A 23,259-nucleotide genomic window follows, 5' to 3' on the forward strand; every position below is an offset into this window, starting at 1 on the left:
CCGCCTGCACGGCGAGCTCGGACACGTCCCGCCCGCCGAACACGAGGCACTACACGCGATGACCCAGCCGGTCACCGCACCCCTGAAAACCAGCTAACCAACTCTCCACCAAACCCGGGGCTTGACATGGTCGCCGGTTGCCTCGGTCGCGCGTGGTCGCCGGTTGCTTGGGTCGTGCGTGGTCGGCGTGGGTGTCGGCGGTTGCCGGGGCGTTGCCGGGGTCGTGTGTGGTCGCCGTGGGTGCGGCCGGTTGCGGGCGGCTCGCCACGGCGCTGGACGGGGTGCCGGCCGGGTCGCACGCCGCCGTGCCGGTGGTGGCCGCGTTCTCCGGCGTCGGCTCGTCCCGGGTGCCGCGGCGCGCTGATCTTGATGAGCTGCGGTTGCGGCCCGACGGGAACTCTTCAACCTTGGCCATCCGTGATCAACTATCGTCGGACATAACCGATATTCCCGGCAGCCGTCCCATGTGATGGGCGGGTCGTCCCATGCTTCGTGACACCCGGCCAGTATGCGGGAACGTGTCCTGCTGGCTGGACCCGGCCGCCGGATGGTGGGATCCCGGAGCGGGTCCGCGCGACCGGCAGCACCCAGCGCCGCCCACCCACGCCTCCGGGCCGTGGAAGCCCCAGCTCCTCGCCGGCGATCACCGCAAGCCCCATTTTGATCACGAGTCGTGGCGCCCACAGTCCATCCCCCGCCCCCGCACTTGGGTGGGGCCGAGTAGAGCAGGTGGGTGCGACAAGAATTCGTCGCTGTCCACAGAGGGCCGGGCGGGCGCGTCGGACCCGACTCCGAATGGTCTCTAGGTCGCTGCGCCGGTCGTCGCCGGGCTCGCGCCGAGCAGGATGTCGTGGTCGATGTGCTCGCCGGACAACGTCACCCGGGCCGCCACCGGCGCGTGGCCGCTCGCGGCGACCGTGTAGACGCCGGGCGGGAGGTCGCGTAGCTCGTACCGGCCCTCGTCGTCGGTGATGGTGGAGCCGGCCACCTCGCCGGCCTGGTCGACCGCCATCACCGACGCCTCGGGGATCGGACGGCCGGAGCGGACTGCGCGGACGATCCCGGTCAGCGTGGTGCCGATGGTGAGAGCCAGGTCGGCCTGGCGGGAGCGGCCGGGGGCGATGATGCGGGTCGCCGGGCGGGCGTGCTCGGCGGTCGCGGTGAGCATGTAGTCGGCCTGGTCGAGCCCGGAGAGCCGGTAGCGGCCGTCGGCGCCCGTGGTCGCGGTGGCCACCACCGTGCCGGCCAGGTCGGTGAGGGTGACCGCGGCATTCCGGACCGGGCGGGACTGCCGGTCGGTGATGCGGCCCTCGATCCGGCCGGCACCGGCCAGCGACAGCACCCGGCGGATCTCGCCCACGCCCGCGTTGACCAGCACGGCGGCGGGCTGGTGGTCGTCGGCGGCGCAGATCAGCATGAAGGCGCCGCCGGTCGGCAGCGACAGCCGGAACTCGCCGTCCCCGGCCGTGGTGGCGTGCGCGATCTGCCCGCCCGCGAACTCGGCCACGGTGACGGTGGCGCCGGCCAGCGGATTGCCATCCGGCCCGTCGACGCGACCGCTGATCACCGGGCCGGCGGTTGGCGCGGATGCCGGTTCGGCGGGCGGCGTCGGGCCGGACTTGTGGTCGGTCGGCATGGTGCTCGCTCCAGCTGCGAAGGCGGCGGACTCCGCCGCGGGAACTTTCGGCTCGGCATGGGTCGGCACCGCCCGCTCGCGGTCCGTTGTGGACGGAGCCGATTTTTTGTCGTACCCGGCTGCTTCACTGGGCCCACCCAAACGGGCGGGGGAGGCGGCGGCGCCAGCGGGGGATGCAGCGGCGCCAGCGGGAGAGGTGGCGGCGCCAGCGGGAGAGGTGGCGGCGCCAGCGGGAGAGGTGGCGGCGCCAGCGGGGGAGGCGGCGGCGCCAGCGGGGGAGGCGGCGGCGCCAGCGGGGGAGGCGGCGGCGCCAGCGGGGGAGGCGGCGGCGCCAGCGGGGGAGGCGGCGGCGCCGGCCGGGCGGAGTGGGATCTGCGGGAGCAGGAGGAACAGGACGAACGCGACGATCAGAATCGCGGCGGCGATCAGGAAGATGTGGTCCATCGTGGTCGAGAACGCGGCGCGGAACGGGTGGGCCACGGCCGCCGGGGCGTGGTTGAGGAACGAAGTGTCGTCCAGTGAGGACGCGGTGACGCGATCGCCCTGCAGCTTGGTGAACAGGATGGACAGGAAGATCGCGGTGCCGGCGGTCGCGCCCATCTGGCGGAAGAACGTCGCGGAAGCGGTGGCCACGCCGATCTCGGCGGGTTCCATGGCGTTCTGCACGGCCAGGGTGATCGGCTGGAGCACAAAACCAAGACCAAGACCAAAAACGGCCATGAACAATCCCGTACGCCAGAAAGGCGTGCCGACGCCGAGGGTGGCGAGCAGGGCGAGCCCGGCGACCATGAGCGAGGCCCCGCCGATGGGGTAGGGCTTGTACTGGCCGGTGCGGCTGATGAGCCGGCCGGAGACGAGCGAGCCGAGCATGATGCCGGCGGTCAGCGGCAGGAGCTGCAGGCCCGACTCGGTGGGGGTGGCGCCGCGGACGATCTGGAGATAGAGCGGCAGCAGGGCCAGGCCGCCGAACATGCCCATGCCGATGACGAAACCGCCGGCCGAGGTGAGGGCGAAGGTCGGGTTGCGGAAGAAGCGCAGCGGGATCAGCGCCTCCTCGCCCATCACGGCCTCGGTGAGCAGGAACAGAACCAGGCCGAAGGCCCCGGCCGCGTAGCAGATCAGCGAGCCGGCCGAGGCCCAGCCCCAGCCACGTCCCTGCTCGGCGACGGTGAGCAGGGGCACCAGGCAGACGCAGATGGTGACCGCGCCCCACCAGTCGATCCGGTGGTCGCGGCGGCGGTGCGGCAGGCGCAGGACCCGGGCGACCACCAGCAGGGCGACCACGCCGATCGGGACGTTCACCAGGAACACCCAGCGCCAGCCGGCGATGCCCAGGATCTCGTCGGCGCCGGCGAAGAAGCCGCCGATGACCGGGCCGAGGACGCTGGACATGCCGAAGACGGCCAGGAAATAGCCCTGGTAGCGCGGGCGGTCGCGGGCCGGCACGACGTCGGCGATGATGGCCAGGGCCAACGAGAACAGGCCGCCCGCGCCGAGGCCCTGCACGGCCCGGCAGCCCGCCAGCACGTACATCGAGGTGGCGAACGAGCAGGCGGCCGAGCCGAGCACGAAGATGGTGATGGCGGCCAGGAAGAACCGCTTGCGGCCGTAGATGTCGGAGAGCTTGCCGTACAGCGGGGTCGAGATGGTCGCGGTGATCAGGTACGCGGTGGTGACCCAGGCCTGCATCGACAGCCCGTGCAGATCGTCGCCGATGGTGCGGATCGCCGACGCCACGATCGTCTGGTCGAGCGCGGCGAGGAACATGCCGAGCATCAGGCCGGCGAGCACCTCGAGGATCTGGCGGTGACTGAGTTGCGATGACCCGGTTGACCCCACCTAGTCGCAACGATGCATTGTGCGGTTACGACGTGTACGCGCCGTCGTTCAGATCCTCGAGCAGGGTGGGGTGGGTGGGCTTCCAGCCGAGGGTCTGCTGGGTGTAGCCGCTCTCGACCGGCATGTCCAAAGCGAAGAACATGGCCAGCCACTCGAAATGCTCCGCCGGGACCTGCTCGACCGGGAGGCCGGTGGCGCGGCCGATCGCCGCGGCGATCTCGCGGGTGGGTACGCCCTCGTCGGCGATGGCGTGCCAGACCGAACCGGGGGTGGCCTGCTCGACGACGAGCCGGAGCAGGGCGGCAGCGTCCAGCACGTGGACGGCCGGCCAGCGGTTGCCGCCGTCGCCGGGGTAGCCGCTCACGCCGGTGCGCCGGGCGATGTCGACCAGGGTGGCGACGAAGCCGTGGTCGCCGCGGCCGTGCACGGTGGGGGCGAAACGCACGACAGCGGATCGGACTCCGCGTTCGGCGAGGGCGAGGGTGGCGGCCGCGCTGGCCGTCCGGGGGTGTGAGCCGGCATCGGGCCGGTCGCGCTCGGTAGCGGCGCGGCCGGTCGTGAGGCCGACCACGCCCGAGGCGATGACGAACGGCTTGCCGGTGCCTTGGAACACCTCGCCGATCGCGTCGATCACGGCGCGGTCGGTCTCGGCGCCGGCGGCGATGCCGGCCGGCGAGAAGTCGTGCTTGTAGCCCAGGTGGACCACGCCGTCCGAGTCGGCCGCGGCGGCGCGCAGGCCGTCGAGGTCGTCCAGGTCGCCGCGGCGGGCCTCGGCGCCGAGCGCTTCCACCTTGGCGGCGGACGCGTCCGAGCGGGCCAGGCCGACCACCTGGTGGCCGGCCTTGAGCAGCTCGGCGACGGTGGGCGAGCCGATCCAGCCGGATGCGCCGGTGACGAAGACGCGCATGTCGAACCTCCAGTGATGTCACTTGCTGACATCGCCACGCTAGCACAACCATGTCACTGTGTGACATGACTAGAATCATGGCGTGGGACGGTGGGAGGGTGACGCGGCGGGCCGCCTGCGGGAGGCCGCGATGAAGCTGTACGGCGAGCGCGGCTACGACCAGACGACGGTGGCCGACATCGCGGCCGAGGCCGGTCTGACCGCGCGCACCTTCTTCCGGCACTACGCCGACAAGCGCGAGGTGCTGTTCGCGGGGTCCGACCTGTTGCTCGCCGGGATGGTGCAGGCGCTGGAGGCGACGCCGGCGTCCGAGGGGCCGATGCGGGCGGTAGCGGCGTCGCTGGCGGCGGCGAGCGAGGCGGTGGGCCGCGACCGGGCGTTCTCGCGGCGGCGGCGGGCGTTGATCGAGGCGAACGCGGAGCTGCGCGAGCGCGAGCTCATCAAGATGGCGACCATCGCCGAGGCGCTGCGCGACGGGCTGCGCCGGCGCGGGGTTCCGGCGGCCGACGCCAGCCTGGCGGCCGAGGCGGGGATCGCGGTGTTCCGGGTCGCCTGGGAGCAGTGGACGAGTGGCCCGGACGACCGGGATCTGGGGGCGATCATGCGCGAGACGATCGAGCGGCTCACGGTCGTCACTGCCGACCACTGACCCGGAAGCGGCCGACGGTCCGGGCCACGCACCCGGCCGGTGCGTGGCCCAGGGGACTGCCGTATTTGCGGTTGTGAACCGGCGGAGCCGTACGATATCTGGGTTTTTATTCGGGAACGCGGCGGTAGGCGCCGTCGGAAGCGCTGGTGGCCATCGATGCGTAGGCCCGCAGGGCCGCGGAGACCGGGCGGGTGCGATCGGCCGGCGTGTAGGGCTTCGGGCGGCGCTCCTGCGCGTGGCGGCGCTGGGCCAGGGTCTCGTCGTCGACGTTGAGCGTGATGCCGCGGCCGGGGATGTCGATGGTGATCTCGTCGCCGGTCTCGACCAGGGCGATGAGGCCGCCGGATGCTGCCTCGGGGGAGATGTGGCCGATCGAGAGGCCGCTGGTGCCGCCGGAGAAGCGGCCGTCGGTGATCAGCGCGCAGGCTTTGCCCAGGCCACGGCCCTTGAGGAAGCTCGTGGGATAGAGCATCTCCTGCATGCCGGGGCCGCCGCGCGGGCCCTCGTAGCGGATCACCACGACGTCACCCTCGACCACCTGCTTGCCGAGGATGCCCTCGACGGCGGCGTCCTGCGACTCGAAGACGCGGGCCGGGCCGGTGAACTTCCACAGGCTCTCGTCGACGCCGGCGGTCTTGACCACGCAGCCGTCGGGGGCGAGGTTGCCGAAGAGGATGGCCAGGCCGCCGTCGACCGTGTAGGCGTGGTCGACGCTGCGGATGCAGCCGTTCTCGGCGTCGGTGTCGAGCGTCGCCCAGCGGTTTTCCGTGCTGAACGGCTGGGTGGTGCGGACGCCGCCGGGCGCCGCGTGGAACAGCTCCAGCGCCGCCGGGCTCGGGTTTCCGCCGCGGATGTCCCAGTCGCCCAGCCAGTCGGACAAATCGGGTGAATGCACCGCGCGCACGTCGGTCTTGAGCGCGCCACCGCGGTGCAGCTCGCCGAGCAGCGCGGGGATGCCGCCGGCCCGGTGCACGTCCTCCATGTGGTATTTCACGCTGTTGGGCGCGACCTTGGACAGGCACGGCACCCGGCGGGAGATCGCGTCGATGTCGGCCACGCTGAAGTCGAGCTCGGCCTCGCGCGCCGCGGCCAGCAGGTGCAGCACCGTGTTGGTCGAGCCGCCCATCGCCACGTCGAGGGCCACCGCGTTCTCGAAGGCCGAGCGGTTGGCGATGTTGCGCGGCAGGACGGACTCGTCGTCCTTCTCGTAGTAGTCCTTGGCGATCTCGACGATCAGCTTGCCGGCCTGCTCGAACAGGGCGCGGCGGGAGGCATGCGTGGCCAGCGTCGAGCCGTTGCCCGGCAGGGCCAGGCCGATCGCCTCGGTCAGGCAGTTCATCGAGTTGGCCGTGAACATGCCGGAGCAGGAGCCGCAGGTCGGGCAGGCCGAGCGCTCGATGGCGCCGAGCTGCTCGTCGGTGACCGCCTCGTTGGCGCTCGCGCTCATCGCGTCGATCAGGTCGAGCTTTTCGTGCACGATGCCCTCGATGGCGACCGTCTTGCCGGCCTCCATCGGGCCGCCGCTGACGAAGACCGTCGGGATGTTGAGCCGCAGGGCGGCGATCAGCATGCCGGGAGTGATCTTGTCGCAGTTCGAGATGCAGACCAGGGCGTCGGCGCAGTGCGCGTTCACCATGTACTCCACCGCGTCGGCGATCAGCTCGCGGCTGGGCAGCGAATAGAGCATGCCGCCGTGGCCCATCGCGATGCCGTCGTCCACGGCGATGGTGTTGAACTCGCGCCCGACGCCGCCGGCGTCGGCGACCGCGTCGGCGACGATCCCGCCGAGGTCCTTGAGGTGCACGTGACCCGGTACGAACTGGGTGTAACTGTTGGCAATCGCCACGATGGGCTTGCCGAAGTCGTCGTCGGTCATGCCGGTGGCGCGCCAGAGGGCACGCGCGCCGGCCATGGTCCGCCCGTGGGTCGAGGTCCGGGAACGCAGGTCAGGCATCCCCTCATAGTGCCACCGAGGTCCGGCGGAAATGCCAGTGGCGTCCACGACTCGGGATTTGAGAGGTACCCAAAAACATCGACATCCGGCACAGTGTTTCCGTGCAATCACCGTCCGGCGTGGAGCTTGCCGGGGTCGTCGGCCTTCTGGTCACCGTCCCGGCCGTGGCCGTGCTGGGCAATTCGGGCCGCAAGCACACCGGCGCGGCCCGCCGGGCGCACCTCATCCTGGCGCTCGGCGGCGCGGTGGTCACCGCCGCGGCGCTGGCCGGCGCGCTGAGCGCTCTGCTCAGCGACGCGTCGCCGCCGCGGATCGGCCTCGGCTCGGCCGTGGGCATCAGCACCGGGATCGGCACGCTCGCCCTGCTGATCGGCACCGCCATGCTGCCGGGCGCGGCCGAGAGCCCGGGCGCGGCCGTGCGCCATCTGCTCGACGGCCTGGTGATGGCGGCCGCCGTCTGGTTCATCGGCTGGGTGCTGCTGACCGAGCCGACCAGCCTCCTCGGCGATTCCGCCCCGATGGCCTGCGCGTCGCTGCTCATCCCGACCGCGCTGTTGTGCATCTCGCTGGGGCTGACCATCGTGCTCGCGCTGCACGCGCACCGGCCGCGGCTGACCACCGTCCGGGTGGCCACCGGGGTGACGGTCGTGGCCGCCGCGGCGATCGCCATCAGTGGCGGCATCTGTCAGGGTCGCGACAGCTGGGTGCTGAGCGGCTCGCTGCTGCTGCCGGTCGGGCTGTTCCTGATCGCGCACGCGGTGCGGGCGGCCGACCAGCCGGTCGAGGTGGTCGGCGACCTCAGCGAGCGCGGCACGGCGTACGCGGTGGTCCCGATGGTGGCGATGGTCTCGGCGCTCGGCATGCACCTGTCCCGCGGCGGCGCCTTCGGCTTCTACGCCTTCCTCGGCGTCAGCGTCCAGGGCTTCGCGCTGGTCGGCCGGCAGTATCTGGCGCTCGGCGACGTCCGGCGGTTCACGCTGAAGCTGCGGCAGAGCGAGGCGCACTTCCGCGAGCTCGCGCACACCGACCCGCTCACCCGGCTGGCCAACCGGCGGGGCCTGCAGCGGGCGCTGCGCGACGGCAAGTGCCCCGACGAGCCGCTGGTCCTGGTCGGCATCGACCTCGACGGCTTCAAGACGGTCAACGACATGCGCGGCCACGACGTCGGCGACGCGGTGCTGGCCGAGGTCGGCGAGCGGCTGCGGCGCAACCTGCTCGACGGGGACGTGGCGGCGCGGCTGGGCGGCGACGAGTTCGCCGTGCTCATGCACGGCACGGCCGACGAAGCGATGCTCACCGCGCACCGGCTGCTGGCGGTGCTGGGCGAGCCGTACGAGGTCGACGGCGGCCCGGTGTTCCTGTCCGCCAGCCTCGGCGTGGCCGACACCGGCGAGCTCATCCGCGACGCCGACCTGGCGCTGCGCTACGCCAAGCAGCGCGGGAAGAACCGCGTGGAGCGCTATCAGGCCCGCTACGACGAGCTGCTGCGCCGCCGCGGCACGCTGGCGAACGAGCTGCGCCACGCGATCGACCGCGACCAGCTGCGGCTGGTCTTCCAGCCGGTGGTGGCGCTGCCCTCGATGCGCCCGGTCGGCGCCGAGGCGCTGCTGCGCTGGCATCACCCGACGCTCGGCGCGGTGCGGCCGGACGAGTTCATCCCGGTCGCCGAGGAGGCCGGCCTGATCAACCGGATCGGCTCGTGGGTGCTCGCGCAGGCCTGCGAGCAGCTCGCCGACTGGCTGGCCAAGGGGCACGACGTCTGGGTCTCGGTCAACCTGTCGCCCAAGGAGCTGCACGCGGCCGACTACGCGGGCCAGGTCGCCGACGTGCTGGCCGAGCACGCGGTGCCGGCCCAGCGGCTGGTGCTCGAGGTGACCGAGCACGCGGTGGCCACCGACATGGAGGAGCTGATCGGCCGGCTCACCGAGCTGCGGGCCACCGGCGTACGGGTGGCGCTCGACGACTTCGGCGCCGGGTACTCGTCGCTCGGGCAGCTGCGGACGCTTCCGGTGGACATTCTCAAGATCGATCACGCGCTGGTGGCGGAGCCGGAATCGCGTACCGGCACGGCCGCCCCGCTCGTCGACGTGGTGGTGCGCCTCGGTCACCGGCTCGGGCTCGAGGTGCTGGCCGAGGGGATCGGCACGCCGGCGCAGCGGGCCGCGGTCGAGGAGGCGGGCTGCCGGCTCGGCCAGGGCTCGCTGTTCGGCTGGGGGGTGCCGGCCGAGCACCTCGAGGCGCAGCTCGACAGCCTGCGGACCGGGTCGCCGCGGCCGATGCCGGTGCCGCGCAACGACCCGCCGGTGAGCGGCGCGCCGCGCAGCCAGGTGGTCACGCTCGGGCCCGGAATGAAGCAGCTCAGGGCCGTCCTGCCGACCGATCCCGCGTTCGGGGCACTCGTGGGTGATCAAAATGTGGGATCAGTTGACTCGCCGAGTGAGATGGGGCAACCTTAGGCGCATGTGCTTCGCGTCCCGAGTACTTATGTGAGCGCACTCCCAGATCGTTGGAGAGTGCGCTAGGTCCCGTGCTTCAGGCACGAGGGCCTTTTTTGTTGCTCAAGTAACGACGGACGACCATCCCGAGAAGGTTCGATAAGCCATGACGAGACCCACTCCCGAGACTCTCGCTAACCGAGCCAACCCGGCCACCGTCGCGGCGGCCACCGCTGCGCCGGCCGTAGCCTCCCCGGTGCCGACCTCCGGCGCCGGCGCTCTCGTTCGGTCGCTCGAGGCGCTCGGGGTCGAGGTCGCGTTCGGCATTCCCGGCGGGGCGATCCTGCCGGCGTACGACCCGCTCTACGACTCGAAGGTGCGCCACATCCTGGTGCGCCACGAGCAGGGCGCGGGCCACGCGGCGACGGGCTACGCGCAGGCCACCGGCAAGGTCGGCGTCTGCATCGCGACCAGCGGCCCGGGCGCGACCAACCTGGTGACGCCGATCGCCGACGCGTACATGGACTCGGTGCCGATCGTCGCGATCACCGGCCAGGTGGCGCGGCCGGCGATCGGCACGGACGCCTTCCAGGAGGCGGACATCCAGGGCATCACGCTGCCGATCACCAAGCACAACTTCCTGGTGCAGGACGCCGAGGAGATCCCGCGGATCCTCGCCGAGGCGTTCCACCTGGCGGCCACCGGCCGGCCCGGCCCGGTCCTGGTCGACATCCCCAAGGACGTGCTGCAGGCGCAGACCACGTTCGCCTGGCCGCCGACCCTCGACCTGCCCGGCTACCGCCCGACCCTGCACCCGCACGGCAAGCAGATCCGCGAGGCGGCCCGGCTGATCGCCGCGGCCAAGCGCCCGGTGCTGTACGTCGGCGGCGGCGTGCTCAAGGCCGGCGCCACCGACGGGCTGCGCAAGCTGGCCGAGCTCACCGGCATCCCGGTGATCACCACGCTGATGGCGCTCGGCGCGTTCCCCGACTCGCACCCGCAGCACCTGGGCATGCCCGGCATGCACGGCACGGTCCCGGCGGTCTACGCGCTGCAGAAGTCGGACCTATTGATCACCCTGGGCGCCCGCTTCGACGACCGGGTCACCGGCAAGCTCGACTCGTTCGCCCCGGACGCCAAGGTCGTGCACGCCGACATCGACCCGGCCGAGATCGGCAAGAACCGGCACGCCGACGTCCCGATCGTGGGCGACGCGCGGCACGTGATCGACGAGCTGATCGCGGCGGTCTCGGCCACGGCCGGCGGCGCCGCCCAGTACGAGTCGTGGTGGGCCACGCTGAACGAGCTGCGCGAGCGCTACCCGCTGGGCTACGAGGAGCCGACCGACGGCTCGCTGGCCCCACAGTACGTGATCGAGCGGATCGGCGAGCTGGTCGGCTCGGACGCGATCTACGTGGCTGGCGTCGGGCAGCACCAGATGTGGGCCTCGCAGTTCATCAAGTACGAGAAGCCCGGCACCTGGCTCAACTCCGGCGGCGCCGGCACGATGGGCTACGCGGTGCCGGCCGCGATGGGCGCCAAGGTGGGTCAGCCCGACACGGCGGTCTGGGCGATCGACGGCGACGGCTGCTTCCAGATGACCAACCAGGAACTCGCCACCTGCGCGCTGGAAGGCATCCCGGTCAAGATCGCGGTCATCAACAACGGCAACCTCGGCATGGTCCGGCAGTGGCAGACGCTGTTCTACGAGGGCCGCTACTCCAACACCGAGCTGGGCACGCACAAGCACCGCATCCCCGATTTCGTGAAGCTGGCCGAGGCGCTCGGCTGCGTGGGGCTGCGCTGCGAGTCCAAGGCGGACGTTGACAAGATCATCAAGCAGGCCATGGAGATCAACGATGCCCCCGTGGTCATCGACTTCACCGTCGGCAAGGACGCCATGGTCTGGCCCATGGTCGCGGCCGGCACCAGCAACGACGAGATCATGTTCGCCCGGGACGTGCGTCCCAACTTCGACGAGGACGACCTGTGATGAACAAGCACACGCTTTCCGTGCTGGTCGAGAACAAGCCCGGTGTGCTGGCGCGGGTCAGCGGGCTCTTCTCGCGGCGAAGCTTCAACATCGACTCCCTGGCGGTGGGCGAGACGGAGAACCCGGACGTCTCCCGCATCACGATCGTGGTCAACGCCGACTCCTCACCCCTGGAGCAGGTGACCAAGCAGCTCAACAAGCTGGTGAACGTCCTGAAGATCGTGGAGCTGGATCCGCAGCAGTCGGTCCAGCGGGAGCTTCTGCTGGTCAAGGTGCGCGCCGATCGCGCGCAGCGGAACCAGGTCCTCGAGACGGTCGAGCTGTTCCGGGCGAAGGTGATCGACGTCGCTCCGGACACCCTCACCATCGAGGCGACGGGTAACCCCGACAAACTGGACGCGTTGCTGCGCGACCTCGAGCCGTACGGCATCAAAGAGATGGTGCAGTCGGGCCTGGTGGCCATCGGCCGCGGCTCCCGCTCCATCACAACTGGCCCGGCGCTGCGCGCCGCCTGAAATCCGAAGGAAAGAAATGACCGCGGAAGTTTTCTACGACGACGACGCCGACCTGTCGATCATCCAGGGCAAGAAGGTCGCCGTGATCGGCTACGGCAGCCAGGGGCACGCGCACTCGCTGTCGCTGCGTGACTCGGGCGTCGAGGTGGTCGTCGGCCTGCAGGAGGGCTCGAAGAGCCGGGCCAAGGCCGAGGAGCAGGGCCTGCAGGTCAAGACCCCGGCCGAGGCGTCCGCCTGGGCCGACGTGATCATGCTGCTCGCGCCGGACACCGCGCAGCGCAAGGTCTACGCCGAGTCGATCGCCCCGCACCTGAGCGCCGGCAAGGCGCTGTTCTTCGGCCACGGCCTCAACATCCGGTTCGAGCTGATCAAGCCGCCGGCCGACGTGACGGTCGCGATGGTCGCCCCCAAGGGCCCCGGTCACCTGGTGCGCCGCCAGTACGTGGACGGCAAGGGCGTGCCGTGCCTGGTGGCGGTCGAGCAGGACCCGACCGGCCAGGGCCTGGCGCTCGCGCTCTCCTACGCGAAGGCGATCGGCGGCTCGCGCGCCGGCGTCATCAAGACCACCTTCAGGGAGGAGACCGAGACCGACCTCTTCGGCGAGCAGGCCGTGCTCTGCGGCGGCACCGCGGCCCTGGTGCAGACCGGCTTCGAGGTGCTGACCGAGGCGGGTTACGCCCCCGAGATCGCGTACTTCGAGTGCCTGCACGAGCTCAAGCTGATCGTCGACCTGATGTACGAGGGCGGCATCTCCCGGATGCGCTACAGCGTCTCGGACACCGCCGAGTTCGGCGACTACGTCAGCGGCCCGCGCGTGATCAACGCGGAGACCAAGGCCGAGATGAAGCGGATCCTGGCCGACATCCAGTCCGGCGAGTTCACCCGCCAGCTGATCGAGGACGACGACAACGGCCGCCCGCTGCTGACCAAGTACCGCGAGCAGGGCGCCAACCACCCGATCGAGATCACCGGCCGCAAGCTGCGCGGCATGATGAGCTGGGTCGACCGCCCGATCACCGAGACCGCCTGATCACCAGACCGCCTGATCACCGAGACCGCCTGATCACCGAGACCGCCTGATCACCGAGACCGCCTGATCACTCGCGCCGACGGCGCCCGCTTCCCCTGGGAGCCGGGCGCCGTCGCCTTTTCCGAATGTGACTCCGATCACATACCGATGACACGGCGGCGGGGATTCACGGCACGATACTGGTGCCGCGAACCGGATGGAGGCGCATTGACTCCCGTCGTTCTGATCGCCGAGGAACTCGCCCCGTCCGCCATTGATGTGCTTGCCTGTGATTTCGACGTCCGTCACGTCGACGGCACCGATCGCCCGGCCCTGCTCGAGGCCGTGGCCGAGGCCGACGCGCTGATCGTGCGCAGCGCCACCCGGGTCGACGCCGAGGTGATCCGCGCCGCTGACGGGCTCAAGGTGATCGCCCGGGCCGGCGTCGGGCTCGACAACGTCGAGGTGCCGGTCGCCACCGCCCGCGGGGTCATGGTGGTCAACGCGCCGACCAGCAACATCGTCTCGGCCGCCGAGCAGGCGATCGCGCTGCTGCTCTCGGTCGCCCGGCACACCGCCAGCGCGAGCGCGGCGCTCAAGCGCGGCGAGTGGAAGCGGTCGCGGTACACCGGCGTCGAGGTGCAGGGCAAGACCGTGGGCGTGGTCGGGCTCGGCCGGATCGGGGTGCTGTTCGCGCAGCGGATGGCCGCGTTCGGGACCAGGCTGATCGCGTACGACCCGTACATCCAGCCGGCCCGGGCCGCGCAGTTGGGCGTACGCCTGGTGGGTCTCGAGGAGCTGCTGCGGGAGAGCGACTTCATCTCCGTGCACCTGCCCCGGACCCCGGAGACGTTCGGGCTGATCGGCGAGAAGGAGCTCGCTCTGGTCAAGCCGGGGGTGCGGATCGTGAACGCGGCCCGCGGCGGGCTGGTCGACGAGGAGGCGCTGGTCGTGGCGCTGCGCGAGGGGCGGGTGGCCGGCGCCGGGCTCGACGTCTTCGTGACCGAGCCGATCACCGATTCGCCGCTGTTCGGCTTCGACAACGTCGTGGTCGCCCCGCACCTGGGCGCCTCGACCGTCGAGGCGCAGGACAAGGCCGGCCTCGCGGTGGCGCGCAGCGTGAAGCTGGCGCTGCAGGGCGAGTTCGTGCCGGACGCGGTGAACGTGCAGGCCGGCGGGGTGGTGGACGAGGACGTACGCCCGCTGCTCGCGCTGGCCGAGAAGCTCGGCCGGGTCTTCACCGCGGTGGCCGGCGGGGTGGCCGCGAGCGTGACCGTCGAGGTCCGCGGCGAGATCGTCTCGCACGACGTGGGGGTGCTGCGGCTGGCCGCCACCAAGGGCCTGTTCGCCTCGGTGGTCGACGAGCGGGTCACCTACGTGAACGCCCCGCAGCTCGCCGCGGATCGCGGCGTCGAGGTGGAACTGCTGGTCAGCGACGAGCCGGCCGAACATCAAAACCTGGTTACCGTACGCGGTGCGCTGCCCGACGGCCGCCCGGTGAGCGTCGCCGGCACCCTGACGCTGACCGCCACCCGCGAGATCAGCAAGCTCACCGGCGTCGACGACTTCGACCTGGACCTCACCGCCGACGGGGTGCTGCTGTTCTTCCGATACAGCGACCGGCCCGGCGTGATCGGGGCGATCGGCTCCATCCTCGGCGAGGCCGGCGTCAACATCGCCGCCATGCAGGTGGCCCGGCGCGAGGCCGGCGGCGAGGCGCTGATGACGCTGACCGTGGACGGCTCGGTCGACGCCGACCTGCTCTCCGCCGTGGCGGCGGCGATCGGCTCGTCCCAGGGCAGCCTGGTCGACCTGCGCGCCTACTGACCGAATCCAGGCTAGTCGTTCGGGTAGGAGCGGCGATTCCGCTTCGTCTCGCCCCGGCGCTTCTTGTCGGCTATCCGGCGCTCGACCGAGCCCTTCGACGGGCGGGTGGGGCGCCGGGCCCGCGGCGGCGGGGCGATCGCCGAGGCGACCAGCCCGGCCAGGCGGTCGGCGGCCGCCTCGCGGTTGCGCAGCTGGGAGCGGAACTCCGAAGCGGTGATGGTCAGCACGCCGTGCACCAGGCGCGAGCTCAGCCGCGCGACGGCCCGTTCCTTCAGGTGTGCGGGCAGGACCGTGGAGCCCGCCAGATCCCAGGAGAGCTCGACTCGGGAATCGGTCGTGTTGACGCCCTGGCCGCCGGGGCCGCCGGAGCGCGAGAAGCGCCAGGAGAGCTCGGCCGCCGGGATGGTCAGGCGGTCGTTGACCCGGACATCTTCCAGCACACCGCAAAGCATGGCACCGCGGCACCGCGGGCGCCACGCGATATCGATCATGCACAGCGCGCCGGAGAACAGGCAGTATGGGTGGGTGACGTCCCCAAGCGCGCCGGTTGTCACGACCGGCTATCCGTGGCCCATCGAAACCACGCGACTGAGCAACGGCCTGCGGGTCGTGGTCAGCGAGGACCGGTCCGCACCGGTCGTCTGCGTCAACCTCTGGTATGACGTGGGATCCCGGCACGAACCGGCCGGGCAGACCGGCTTCGCGCATCTCTTCGAGCACCTCATGTTCGAGGGCTCGGTGCACGTCAAGAAGACCGAGCACATGCGGCTGGTGCAGGGCAACGGCGGCTCGCTGAACGCGACGACGAACCCCGACCGGACGAACTATTTCGAGACCATGCCGTCGGAGCACCTGGAGCTGGCGCTCTGGCTGGAGGCCGACCGGATGGGCGCTCTGGTGCCGGCGCTGACCCAGGAGACGCTGGACAACCAGCGCGAGGTGGTCAAGAACGAGCGCCGCCAGCGGTACGAGAACGTGCCGTACGGCGACGCCTGGCTGCGCCTGCTGGAGCTGCTCTACCCGGCCGGCCACCCGTACCACCACCCGACGATCGGGTCGATGGAGGACCTGAACGCGGCGAGCCTGGACACGTTCAAGGCGTTCCACCAGCAGTACTACGCGCCGAACAACTGCGTGCTCACGGTGGTCGGCGACGTCGAGGCGGCGCAGGTGTACGCGTACGCCGAGAAGTACTTCGGCCCGCTCGCGCCGGTGCCGGACATCCCGCCTGCGCCGGGCGGACACCTGATCGGGCCGGCGACCACGCCCGTCCGCGAGACGGTGACGGCCGCGGTGCCGGCGCCGCGGATCTACCTGTCGCACCGCACGCACCCGTTCGGCACCAAGGGGTACGACGCGATCACCGTCCTCGCCACGGTTCTGGGCAACGGCCGGGGCAGCCGGCTCTACCAGCGGCTCGCCGACGGCAAGCGGATCGCCCAGCCGGACTACATCGGCTCGTACGGCGTGGACCTCGCGCACGCGCCGGCCCCGCTGATCATCACGGCGACGGCCAAGGACGGCGTGGACGTGGCCACCCTCGAGGAGGGGCTGGCCGAGGTGGTCGGCAGCCTGGTCACCGAGCCGGTCACCGACACCGAGCTCAACCGGGCGAAGGCGATGCTCACCACCGCCTGGTGGCGCTCGCTGTCCACGGTGGGCGGCCGCGCCGACACCCTGGGCCGGTACACGACCCAGTTCGGCGACCCCGAGACGGTGGCCTACCGCCTCCCGCAGTGGCTGGCGGTCACCGCCGACGATGTCACCGAGGCCGCCGCGTACGCGCTGAAGCCCGAGTCCCGGGTGACCCTGACCTACCTGCCCGAGACCAAGGAGGAGACGGCGTGAGCCTCGTCGCCAACCGCCCGGAGGCCGGCGAAGCCCGCCCCTACCGCTTCCCCGAGATCAAGAGGCTGGAGGTGGCCGGCGGCACCGTCGTCGCCGCCCACCTGCCCGGTCAGCTGCTGGCCAGCTCGATGCTGATGCTCGACGCCGGCGCGGCGCACGAGGCCGAGGGTCGCGAGGGCACCGCGACCGTGCTCGCGAAGTCCCTCGAGGAGGGCACCACGACCCGCGACTCGGCCGCGTACGCGCTCGCCCTCGAGGGCCTCGGCGCCGAGCTGAACGCGTCGGTCGACTGGGACTCGTTCCGGGTCGGCGTCTCGGCGCCGGTGCCGATGCTGCTGGACGCGGTGCGCCTGGCCGCCGAGGCGACCCGTACCCCCCGGCTCGATCCGGCCGACGTGAACCGGGTGCGCGACGACGAGGCGACCGCGCTGCGGATGGACTGGGCGCAGCCCGGCCCGCGGGCGGACGCCGCGCTGCGCAGAGAGCTGTTCGGGGCGGGCGACCGGTTCGGCCGCCCGCTGCACGGCGATCCCGCCTCGACCGCCGCGGTGACCGTGGACGACGTGGTCGCCTTCCACGAGGCCTGGCTGCGCACGCCGGGGGTGCTGCTGGTCGCCGGCGACCTCGGCACGCTCGACCTGGCCGCGCTGGGCGAGGCCGCGTTCGCCGGCACGAGCGGCACCGCGCCGGACGCCAAGGCTCCGCTGACGTACGAGATCCCGGGCGGACGGCGCGTGCTGCTGGTCGACCGGCCGGGCAGCGTGCAGTCGACGCTGCGCATCGGGCACCGCTCGCCCGAGCGCAAGACCCCCGACTACGTGCCGATGACGCTGGCGGCCACGGTGCTGGGCGGCGCCTTCACCTCGCGGCTCAACCACCTCATCCGCGAGGTGCGCGGCTACACGTACGGGATCCGCGGCAGTTACGCGATGACCCGGCGCTTCGGCCGGTTCGAGGTCGCGGCGGGCGTGCAGACCGCGGTGACGGTCCCGGCGATCACCGACACGATCGGCGAGATCGCGCGCACCCAGCTGGACGGGGTGACCGAGGACGAGCTGGCGGTGGCCCGCTCGTGGCGCGCCGGCCAGCTGTCGGTGGAGATGCAGACGCCGGGTGCGATCGTGGGCGCGCTGAGCACGCTGGTGCTGCACGGCCTGCCCGACGACTACTACCCGACGCTGCGCCGCGAGTATCTGGAGGCGACCGTCGAGCAGGTGTCCGCGGCCGCCGCGAAGTACCTGCACCCGAAGGGCCTGACCCTGGTGGTGGAGGGCGACGCCGCGGTGATCCGCGACGAGCTGGTGGCGGCGAGGATCGGCGAGCTGGCCGACGCCGAGATCTGACGACCGGGCGGCTCCGGGGCGCGTCCCCGGGGCCGCCCACCGGGGCCGTACCGTGCCGAGGTCGTGAAGATCCCGTGGAGACCGGCGAACGCGGCCCCCGAGTGGCTAGCCTCGCGCTCATGACGATCATGAGCGCGCCGGCCCGGAAGCCGCCGGCCCGGCCGCGCGGAAGGGTGGCCGTGACCGTGCTGATCTGGGTGCTGATCGCGCCCGCGCTGCTCTGGCTGACCGTCCGGGCGACCGGATGGGATCGGGGCCCGCTCGTGCAGTTGCTCGCCTACACGCCGTATGTCGCGGCGTGGTCGGTGCTGCCGGTCGTGCCGGCGCTGGCCACCCGCCGGTGGACGGCCGCGGCGGTGGCGCTCGCCGTGGTGCTGCTCTTCGCGCTGCTGGTCGCGCCGCGGGCCATCCCGGGCGGCCGGGGGCCGGCCACCGGCGTGCGGCTGACCGTGATGACCTCGAACATGCTTTTCGGCGGCGCGGATCCGGAGCAGATCGTCGGCCTGGTCCGCGAGCACGACGTCGCGGTGCTGGCCGTCCAGGAGTTCACCACCGACGGCAAGCAGGCCCTGGCCAAGGCCGGACTCGAGGACCTGCTGCCGTACCAGTCCCTCGCCGACGAGCCGGGGGCGTCGGGCTCCGGGCTCTACTCGCGCTATCCGATCGCCGGGGCCGGGCATCGCCGCATGGGCGGCGGCTTCCGTCAGGCGTACGCGACGGTGCAGCCGCCACACGCCGAGCCCGTCCTGGTCGAGTCGGCCCACCCCCGGGCGCCCTCCGATCTCGGCGTCAACCGGCTGTGGCGCGACGATCTGGCCGCGGAACCCGGCACCGGCCCGGACGGCGTGCCGCGGATCCTGCTGGGCGACTTCAACGCGACGCTCGATCACGCGCCGCTGCGCCGGCTGATCGCGCGCGGCTACCGGGACGCCGGGGCCGCCACCGGGCAGGGACTGACCCCGACCTGGCCGTATCTGGAGCACCGCGGCATTCCGTGGGTGACGCTGGACCACGTTCTCGTGGACAAGCGCATCGGCGTACGCGAAATGAGCGTGCACCGGATCGCCGGCAGCGACCACCGCGCGGTCATCGCCGCGCTCACCCTGCCGGCGGCCGATCAGCCGGCGGCCGATTAATCGGATGTCGGCCGGCCGCGGCCGCGCTATCGTCGGCGGCATGATGCGCAGTTCCATGACGACGACGCCGGAGAGTCCCGGCGTCGGTTCACGCATCTAGAAAACCGCCCGGGCGAGATGCCCGGGCGTTGTCTTTGTGCGGGGTCTCGCCCTCTTCCCAGGGAGATCCCCATGAACATCGACCATCGCAAGCTCGGCCGCGAGCTCGACCTCTTCGACTCCGATCCGCTGATCGGTGCCGGCCTGCCGTTCTGGCTGCCGGACGGCGCGGCGGCCCGCTACGAGGTGGAGTCGTACCTCCACGAGCTGGAGCGGCGCGCCGGATACCAGCATGTGTACTCGCCCGCGCTCGGCAAGAAGCAGATGTTCGAGCTGTCCGGGCATTGGAAGAACTTCGCCGACGACATGTTCCCGCCGATGGCGCTCGGCGGTGACGAGCTGGTGCTGCGGCCCAGCCTCTGCCCGCACCACGCGCTGATCTACAAGTCGCGGCAGCGCTCCTACCGCGATCTGCCGTTGCGCATCGCCGAGATCGGGCCGATGTTCCGGGCCGAGCGGTCGGGGGTGCTGGGCGGGCTGTCCCGGGTGCGGTCGATCCAGCTGAACGACTCGCACATCTTCTGCCCGCTCGACCAGGTCGGGTCCGAGGTGGCCGACGTGCTGCGGCTGATGGGCGTGGCGCACCGCGCGCTCGGCCTGCGGCCGTCGTCGTTCCGGCTCTCGCTGCGCGGTGACTCCGGCAAGTACGCGGGCAGCGACGAGATGTGGGAGCGGGCCTCGGCCCTGTTGCGGCAGGCGCTGGACGACTCGGGCGTCGCCTACGAGGAGGCGCCGGGCGAGGCGGCGTTCTACGGGCCGAAGATCGACATTCAGGTCCAGGACGCGGCCGGTCGGGAGTGGAGCCTGTCGACCATTCAGGTGGACTTCCATCAGCCGGCGCAGTTCGGGCTGGAGTTCGTCGCCCCGGACGGCGGGCGGGAGCGGCCGGTCATGGTGCATCGGAGCCTGGCCGGCTCGATGGAACGCCTCTTCGGCTATCTCATCGAGGCCCACCAGGGCGCCTTCCCGGTCTGGTACGCCCCGGTGCAGATCGCCGTGCTCCCGGTCGCGGCGGCGCAGCTCCCGGAGGCATCGGCATTCTGCCGAGCGGCGATCGAGGCCGGTTTGCGGGCGGAGGTACTGGACGACGGATCAATCGGGGGGAGAGTGCGGATTGCGGCGGGACGGAAGATCCCGTACGTGGCAATCGTCGGCAAGCGGGAGGCGGCGGAAAACCTGATCGCTCTCCGCCTGCGCGACGGACGTCAGGTGCCGGCCATGCCGGCGGCGGAGGCGATCGCGTTGATCGCCTCCGCCGCGGCCGAGTCCCGGTCGGGTTCTCAGGCCGGCGCCGACGTCCTGGCCAGGCCGTAGGTCAGCGCGTCCACCAGGGCCACCCAGCTGGCCTCGACGATGTTCTCGTGCACGCCCACGGTGGTCCACTCGCGGTTGCGGTCGCCGCTCTCCAGCAGCACCCGGGTGATCGCGTTGGTGCCGTGCGTGCCCTCCAGGATGCGCACCTTGTAGTCGGTCAGCTCGACGGTCTGGAGCTGCGGGTAGTGCTGCGACAGCGCCACTCGCAGCGCCTCGTCGAGCGCGTTGACCGGGCCGACGCCCTCGGCGGTGGCGATCACCCGCTCGCCGCGGACGCGCACCTTCACGGTCGCCTCGGAGATCACCGTGCCGTCCTCGCGGTGCTCGACCAGCACCCGGTACGACTCCAGGGTGAACGGGCGGGTGAAGCTCTCGCCCGGCAGCTCGCCCCGCACCAGCAGCTCGAACGAGGCGTCCGCGGCCTCGAACGACCAGCCGCCGGCCTCCAGGTCCTTCACCTTCTGGGTGATCGCCGACAGCGCGTCCGGGTGGCCGGCCAGATCCAGCCCGAGCTCCCTGCTCTTGAGCTCGATGCTGGCCCGGCCGGCCATCTCGGTCACCAGGATCCGCATGTCGTTGCCCACAACCGACGGGTCGACGTGGTTGTAGAGCAGCGGATCCACCTTGATCGCGCTCGCGTGCAACCCCGCCTTGTGGGCGAAGGCGGCGGCCCCGACGTAGGCCTGGTGGGTGTCGGGGGCGATGTTGGCGATCTCGGCGAGCGCGGTGGACACCCGCGTCGCCTGTTCCAAGCAGCCGTCCGGTAGGACCCGCCGCCCGAGCTTGAGCTGGATGTTGCTGACCGTGGCGAACAGGTCGGCGTTGCCGGGGCGCTCGCCGTAGCCGTTCGCGGTGCACTGGAAGTGCTTCACGCCCGCCTCGACCGCGGCGATCGTGTTGGCGACCGCGCAGGAGGTGTCGTTCTGGCAGTGGATGCCGAGCCGGTCGGCGCTCACCCCGGTGCGGGCGACGACCTCCTCGATGGCTTTGGTGATCATCGAGGGGAGCATGCCGCCGTTGGTGTCGCACATGACGACCCGCTCGGCGCCGGCCTCGAAGGCTGCGGAGACGACGCCGGCCGTGTACGCGGGGTCGTAGCGGAAGCCGTCGAAGAAGTGCTCGCAGTCGACGAAAACCCGTCGGCCGTGGCTTTTGAGGTGCCGGACCGTGTCCCGGACCATGGCGAGGTTCTCGTCGCCGGTGGTGCGCAGGGCCCGCTCGACGTGCCGGATGTCGGACTTGGCGACCACGCAGACGACCGGGGTCCCGGCGTCCAGCAGGGCCTGCACCTGAGGGTCGCGGTCCACGGCGACGCCGGCCTTGCGGGTCGCGCCGAACGCCACCAGCAGCGCGTTCTTGAGGTCGAGCTCGGTCTTCGCGCGTTCGAAGAACTCGGTGTCCTTGGGCATGGCGCCGGGCCAGCCGCCCTCGATGAAGCCCACGCCGAACTCGTCCAGCAGCCGGGCGACCGCCAGCTTGTCGGCGACCGAGTAGCTGATCCCCTCCCGCTGCCCGCCGTCTCGCAGCGTCGTATCGAAGACCTGGTAGTCCATGACCGTGGTTTCCTTCCGAGGGTCGGTGGCCCAACAAAAAGACCCCCCGCGGATGCGGGAGGTCTGCGCGTCGGCGAGAAGTCGGCCGGCGCGCTAGGTGCCAATAATGAGCACGAGACGGGTCACGGCATGAAGCATGCCACTAACGAGGCTCGCGGGAAGCGTTGTTCCATCTTTCGGGACTAAGTTTGAGATGTGGTGACGGACTCATACCCCCGCAATCTCGGTTTCTCCGCTACCTACAACTTCCGCGACGTCGGCGGTTATCCGGGGCTCGACGGGCGCACCGTGCGCTGGCGGCGGCTCTTCCGCTCGGACGCGCTGCACCGCATCGGCGAGGCGGACGCGGCGGCGTTCGCCCAGCTCGGCGTGCGTACCGTGATCGACCTGCGCCGCCCGGCCGAGGTCGAGAAGTTCGGCCGGGTGCCCGAGCGGCACGGCATGGACTACCGCCACCTGGTGCTCAACCACATCGACTGGGAGACGATTTCCCGGGCCGACGACGTGCCCCAGGACCGGTGGCTGGCCGATCGCTATCTGAACTTCGCCGAGGACGGGCGCGAGGCGATCCTCGCCTCGCTGCGGATCATCGCCGAGCCGTCGCGGGCGCCGGTGATCGTGCATTGCATGGCGGGCAAGGACCGTACGGGCACGGTGTGCGCGCTGGCGCTGGCGCTGCTGGGAGTGTCCGACGAGGACATCGCGGCCGACTACGCGCTGACCACCGAGGCGATGACCGCGCTCACCGCCTACCTGATGGAGAAGCACCCGTCGGCGGTGCTCGGGAACGAGCACATGTTCGAATCGCCGCCGGAGGCGATGCTGATGTTCCTGGCCGACCTGCGGAGGCTGCACGGCTCGATCGAGAACTACGTGCGCGAGATCGGGATGCGCGGCTCGGAGGTCGAGTCGATGCGGTCGCACCTGCTCGGGTAGTTGCGCGCCTATAGTCGTACGACTATTGTCATGGGTATGACGTCACCGCCATCCCGCCTCGTCGGCGCCCACGAGATCCGGCTGCGCCTCGGCCTCAGCCGCCAGCGCGTCCAGCAGCTCACCCACTTCAGCACGTTTCCCAAGCCCATCGCGGAGCTCGAACAGGGCAAGGTGTGGCGATCCGAGGACATCGAAGCGTGGATCCTCGCCCATCGCCCCAAAGATCGCCGGGCGGCCGACAAGGCGGGCTGACGGCCGCCTCGCCA

General features: G+C 71.4%; 17 protein-coding genes. 12 read left to right on the top strand and 5 right to left on the bottom strand.

The window, feature by feature from the left end:
- Positions 1-802 precede the first annotated feature (802 nt).
- Complete coding sequence (locus ACFQS1_RS13710; protein WP_378967739.1) at positions 803-3,475, bottom strand: DHA2 family efflux MFS transporter permease subunit; 2,673 nt, start codon at positions 3,473-3,475, stop codon at positions 803-805.
- A gap of 25 nt (positions 3,476-3,500) precedes the next feature.
- Positions 3,501-4,382, bottom strand: a complete 882-nt coding sequence (locus ACFQS1_RS13715) for an SDR family oxidoreductase (protein ID WP_378967741.1) — start codon at positions 4,380-4,382, stop codon at positions 3,501-3,503.
- An 82-nt stretch (positions 4,383-4,464) separates the two neighbouring features.
- Between ACFQS1_RS13715 and ACFQS1_RS13720 the strand changes: the two genes are divergently transcribed.
- Complete coding sequence (locus tag ACFQS1_RS13720) at positions 4,465-5,031, top strand: TetR/AcrR family transcriptional regulator (protein ID WP_378967743.1); 567 nt, start codon at positions 4,465-4,467, stop codon at positions 5,029-5,031.
- Between the two features lie 106 nt (positions 5,032-5,137).
- Here the strand turns inward: ACFQS1_RS13720 and ilvD are convergent, their stop codons facing one another.
- Complete coding sequence (ilvD, locus tag ACFQS1_RS13725) at positions 5,138-6,985, bottom strand: dihydroxy-acid dehydratase (RefSeq protein WP_378967746.1); 1,848 nt, start codon at positions 6,983-6,985, stop codon at positions 5,138-5,140.
- Positions 6,986-7,086: 101 nt separating this feature from the next.
- Between ilvD and ACFQS1_RS13730 the strand changes: the two genes are divergently transcribed.
- From ACFQS1_RS13730 to serA, 5 genes are all read left to right on the top strand, one after another.
- Positions 7,087-9,441, top strand: coding sequence for a putative bifunctional diguanylate cyclase/phosphodiesterase (locus ACFQS1_RS13730; protein ID WP_378967748.1), 2,355 nt, complete (start codon positions 7,087-7,089; stop codon positions 9,439-9,441).
- A 145-nt stretch (positions 9,442-9,586) separates the two neighbouring features.
- Positions 9,587-11,413: an acetolactate synthase large subunit gene (locus ACFQS1_RS13735; RefSeq protein ID WP_378967750.1), complete on the top strand. Its 1,827-nt coding sequence runs from the start codon at positions 9,587-9,589 to the stop codon at positions 11,411-11,413.
- The gene (gene ilvN / locus ACFQS1_RS13740; RefSeq protein ID WP_378967752.1) at positions 11,413-11,928 is read left to right on the top strand and encodes an acetolactate synthase small subunit; all 516 of its coding nucleotides are present in this window, start codon (positions 11,413-11,415) and stop codon (positions 11,926-11,928) included. Before ACFQS1_RS13735 ends, ilvN begins: the two co-directional genes overlap by 1 nt.
- A 16-nt stretch (positions 11,929-11,944) precedes the next feature.
- A complete protein-coding gene (gene ilvC / locus ACFQS1_RS13745) occupies positions 11,945-12,958 on the top strand; it encodes a ketol-acid reductoisomerase (RefSeq protein WP_378967755.1) in 1,014 nt (337 codons plus the stop codon).
- A 207-nt stretch (positions 12,959-13,165) separates the two neighbouring features.
- Complete coding sequence (serA, locus tag ACFQS1_RS13750) at positions 13,166-14,764, top strand: phosphoglycerate dehydrogenase (protein ID WP_378967757.1); 1,599 nt, start codon at positions 13,166-13,168, stop codon at positions 14,762-14,764.
- Positions 14,765-14,775: 11 nt separating this feature from the next.
- Here the strand turns inward: serA and arfB are convergent, their stop codons facing one another.
- Positions 14,776-15,216, bottom strand: coding sequence for an alternative ribosome rescue aminoacyl-tRNA hydrolase ArfB (gene arfB, locus ACFQS1_RS13755; RefSeq protein ID WP_378967759.1), 441 nt, complete (start codon positions 15,214-15,216; stop codon positions 14,776-14,778).
- A gap of 73 nt (positions 15,217-15,289) precedes the next feature.
- Between arfB and ACFQS1_RS13760 the strand changes: the two genes are divergently transcribed.
- From ACFQS1_RS13760 to thrS, 4 genes are all read left to right on the top strand, one after another.
- Complete coding sequence (locus tag ACFQS1_RS13760) at positions 15,290-16,612, top strand: M16 family metallopeptidase (RefSeq protein ID WP_378967761.1); 1,323 nt, start codon at positions 15,290-15,292, stop codon at positions 16,610-16,612.
- Entirely contained in the window at positions 16,609-17,955 is a 1,347-nt protein-coding gene (locus tag ACFQS1_RS13765) for a M16 family metallopeptidase (protein WP_378967764.1), read from the top strand. The genes ACFQS1_RS13760 and ACFQS1_RS13765 overlap by 4 nt, the downstream gene beginning before the upstream one ends.
- 128 nt (positions 17,956-18,083) lie before the next feature.
- Positions 18,084-19,091, top strand: a complete 1,008-nt coding sequence (locus tag ACFQS1_RS13770; protein WP_378968188.1) for an endonuclease/exonuclease/phosphatase family protein — start codon at positions 18,084-18,086, stop codon at positions 19,089-19,091.
- A gap of 171 nt (positions 19,092-19,262) precedes the next feature.
- On the top strand, positions 19,263-20,504 hold the full coding sequence (gene thrS / locus ACFQS1_RS13775) for a threonine--tRNA ligase (RefSeq protein ID WP_378967766.1): 1,242 nt from the start codon (positions 19,263-19,265) through the stop codon (positions 20,502-20,504).
- Here the strand turns inward: thrS and cimA are convergent.
- Positions 20,471-22,057 carry a citramalate synthase gene (cimA, locus tag ACFQS1_RS13780; RefSeq protein WP_378967768.1) on the bottom strand — a complete coding sequence of 529 codons (1,587 nt, stop codon included), beginning with the start codon at positions 22,055-22,057 and terminating at the stop codon, positions 20,471-20,473. The genes thrS and cimA overlap by 34 nt on opposite strands.
- A gap of 195 nt (positions 22,058-22,252) precedes the next feature.
- Between cimA and ACFQS1_RS13785 the strand changes: the two genes are divergently transcribed.
- On the top strand, positions 22,253-22,993 hold the full coding sequence (locus tag ACFQS1_RS13785) for a tyrosine-protein phosphatase (RefSeq protein ID WP_378967770.1): 741 nt from the start codon (positions 22,253-22,255) through the stop codon (positions 22,991-22,993).
- 36 nt (positions 22,994-23,029) lie between these two features.
- The gene (locus tag ACFQS1_RS13790) at positions 23,030-23,245 is read left to right on the top strand and encodes a helix-turn-helix transcriptional regulator (protein ID WP_378967772.1); all 216 of its coding nucleotides are present in this window, start codon (positions 23,030-23,032) and stop codon (positions 23,243-23,245) included.
- Positions 23,246-23,259: the final 14 nt, after the last annotated feature.

The organism is Paractinoplanes rhizophilus (genome assembly GCF_042664765.1).
Classification (GTDB): domain Bacteria; phylum Actinomycetota; class Actinomycetes; order Mycobacteriales; family Micromonosporaceae; genus Actinoplanes; species Actinoplanes rhizophilus.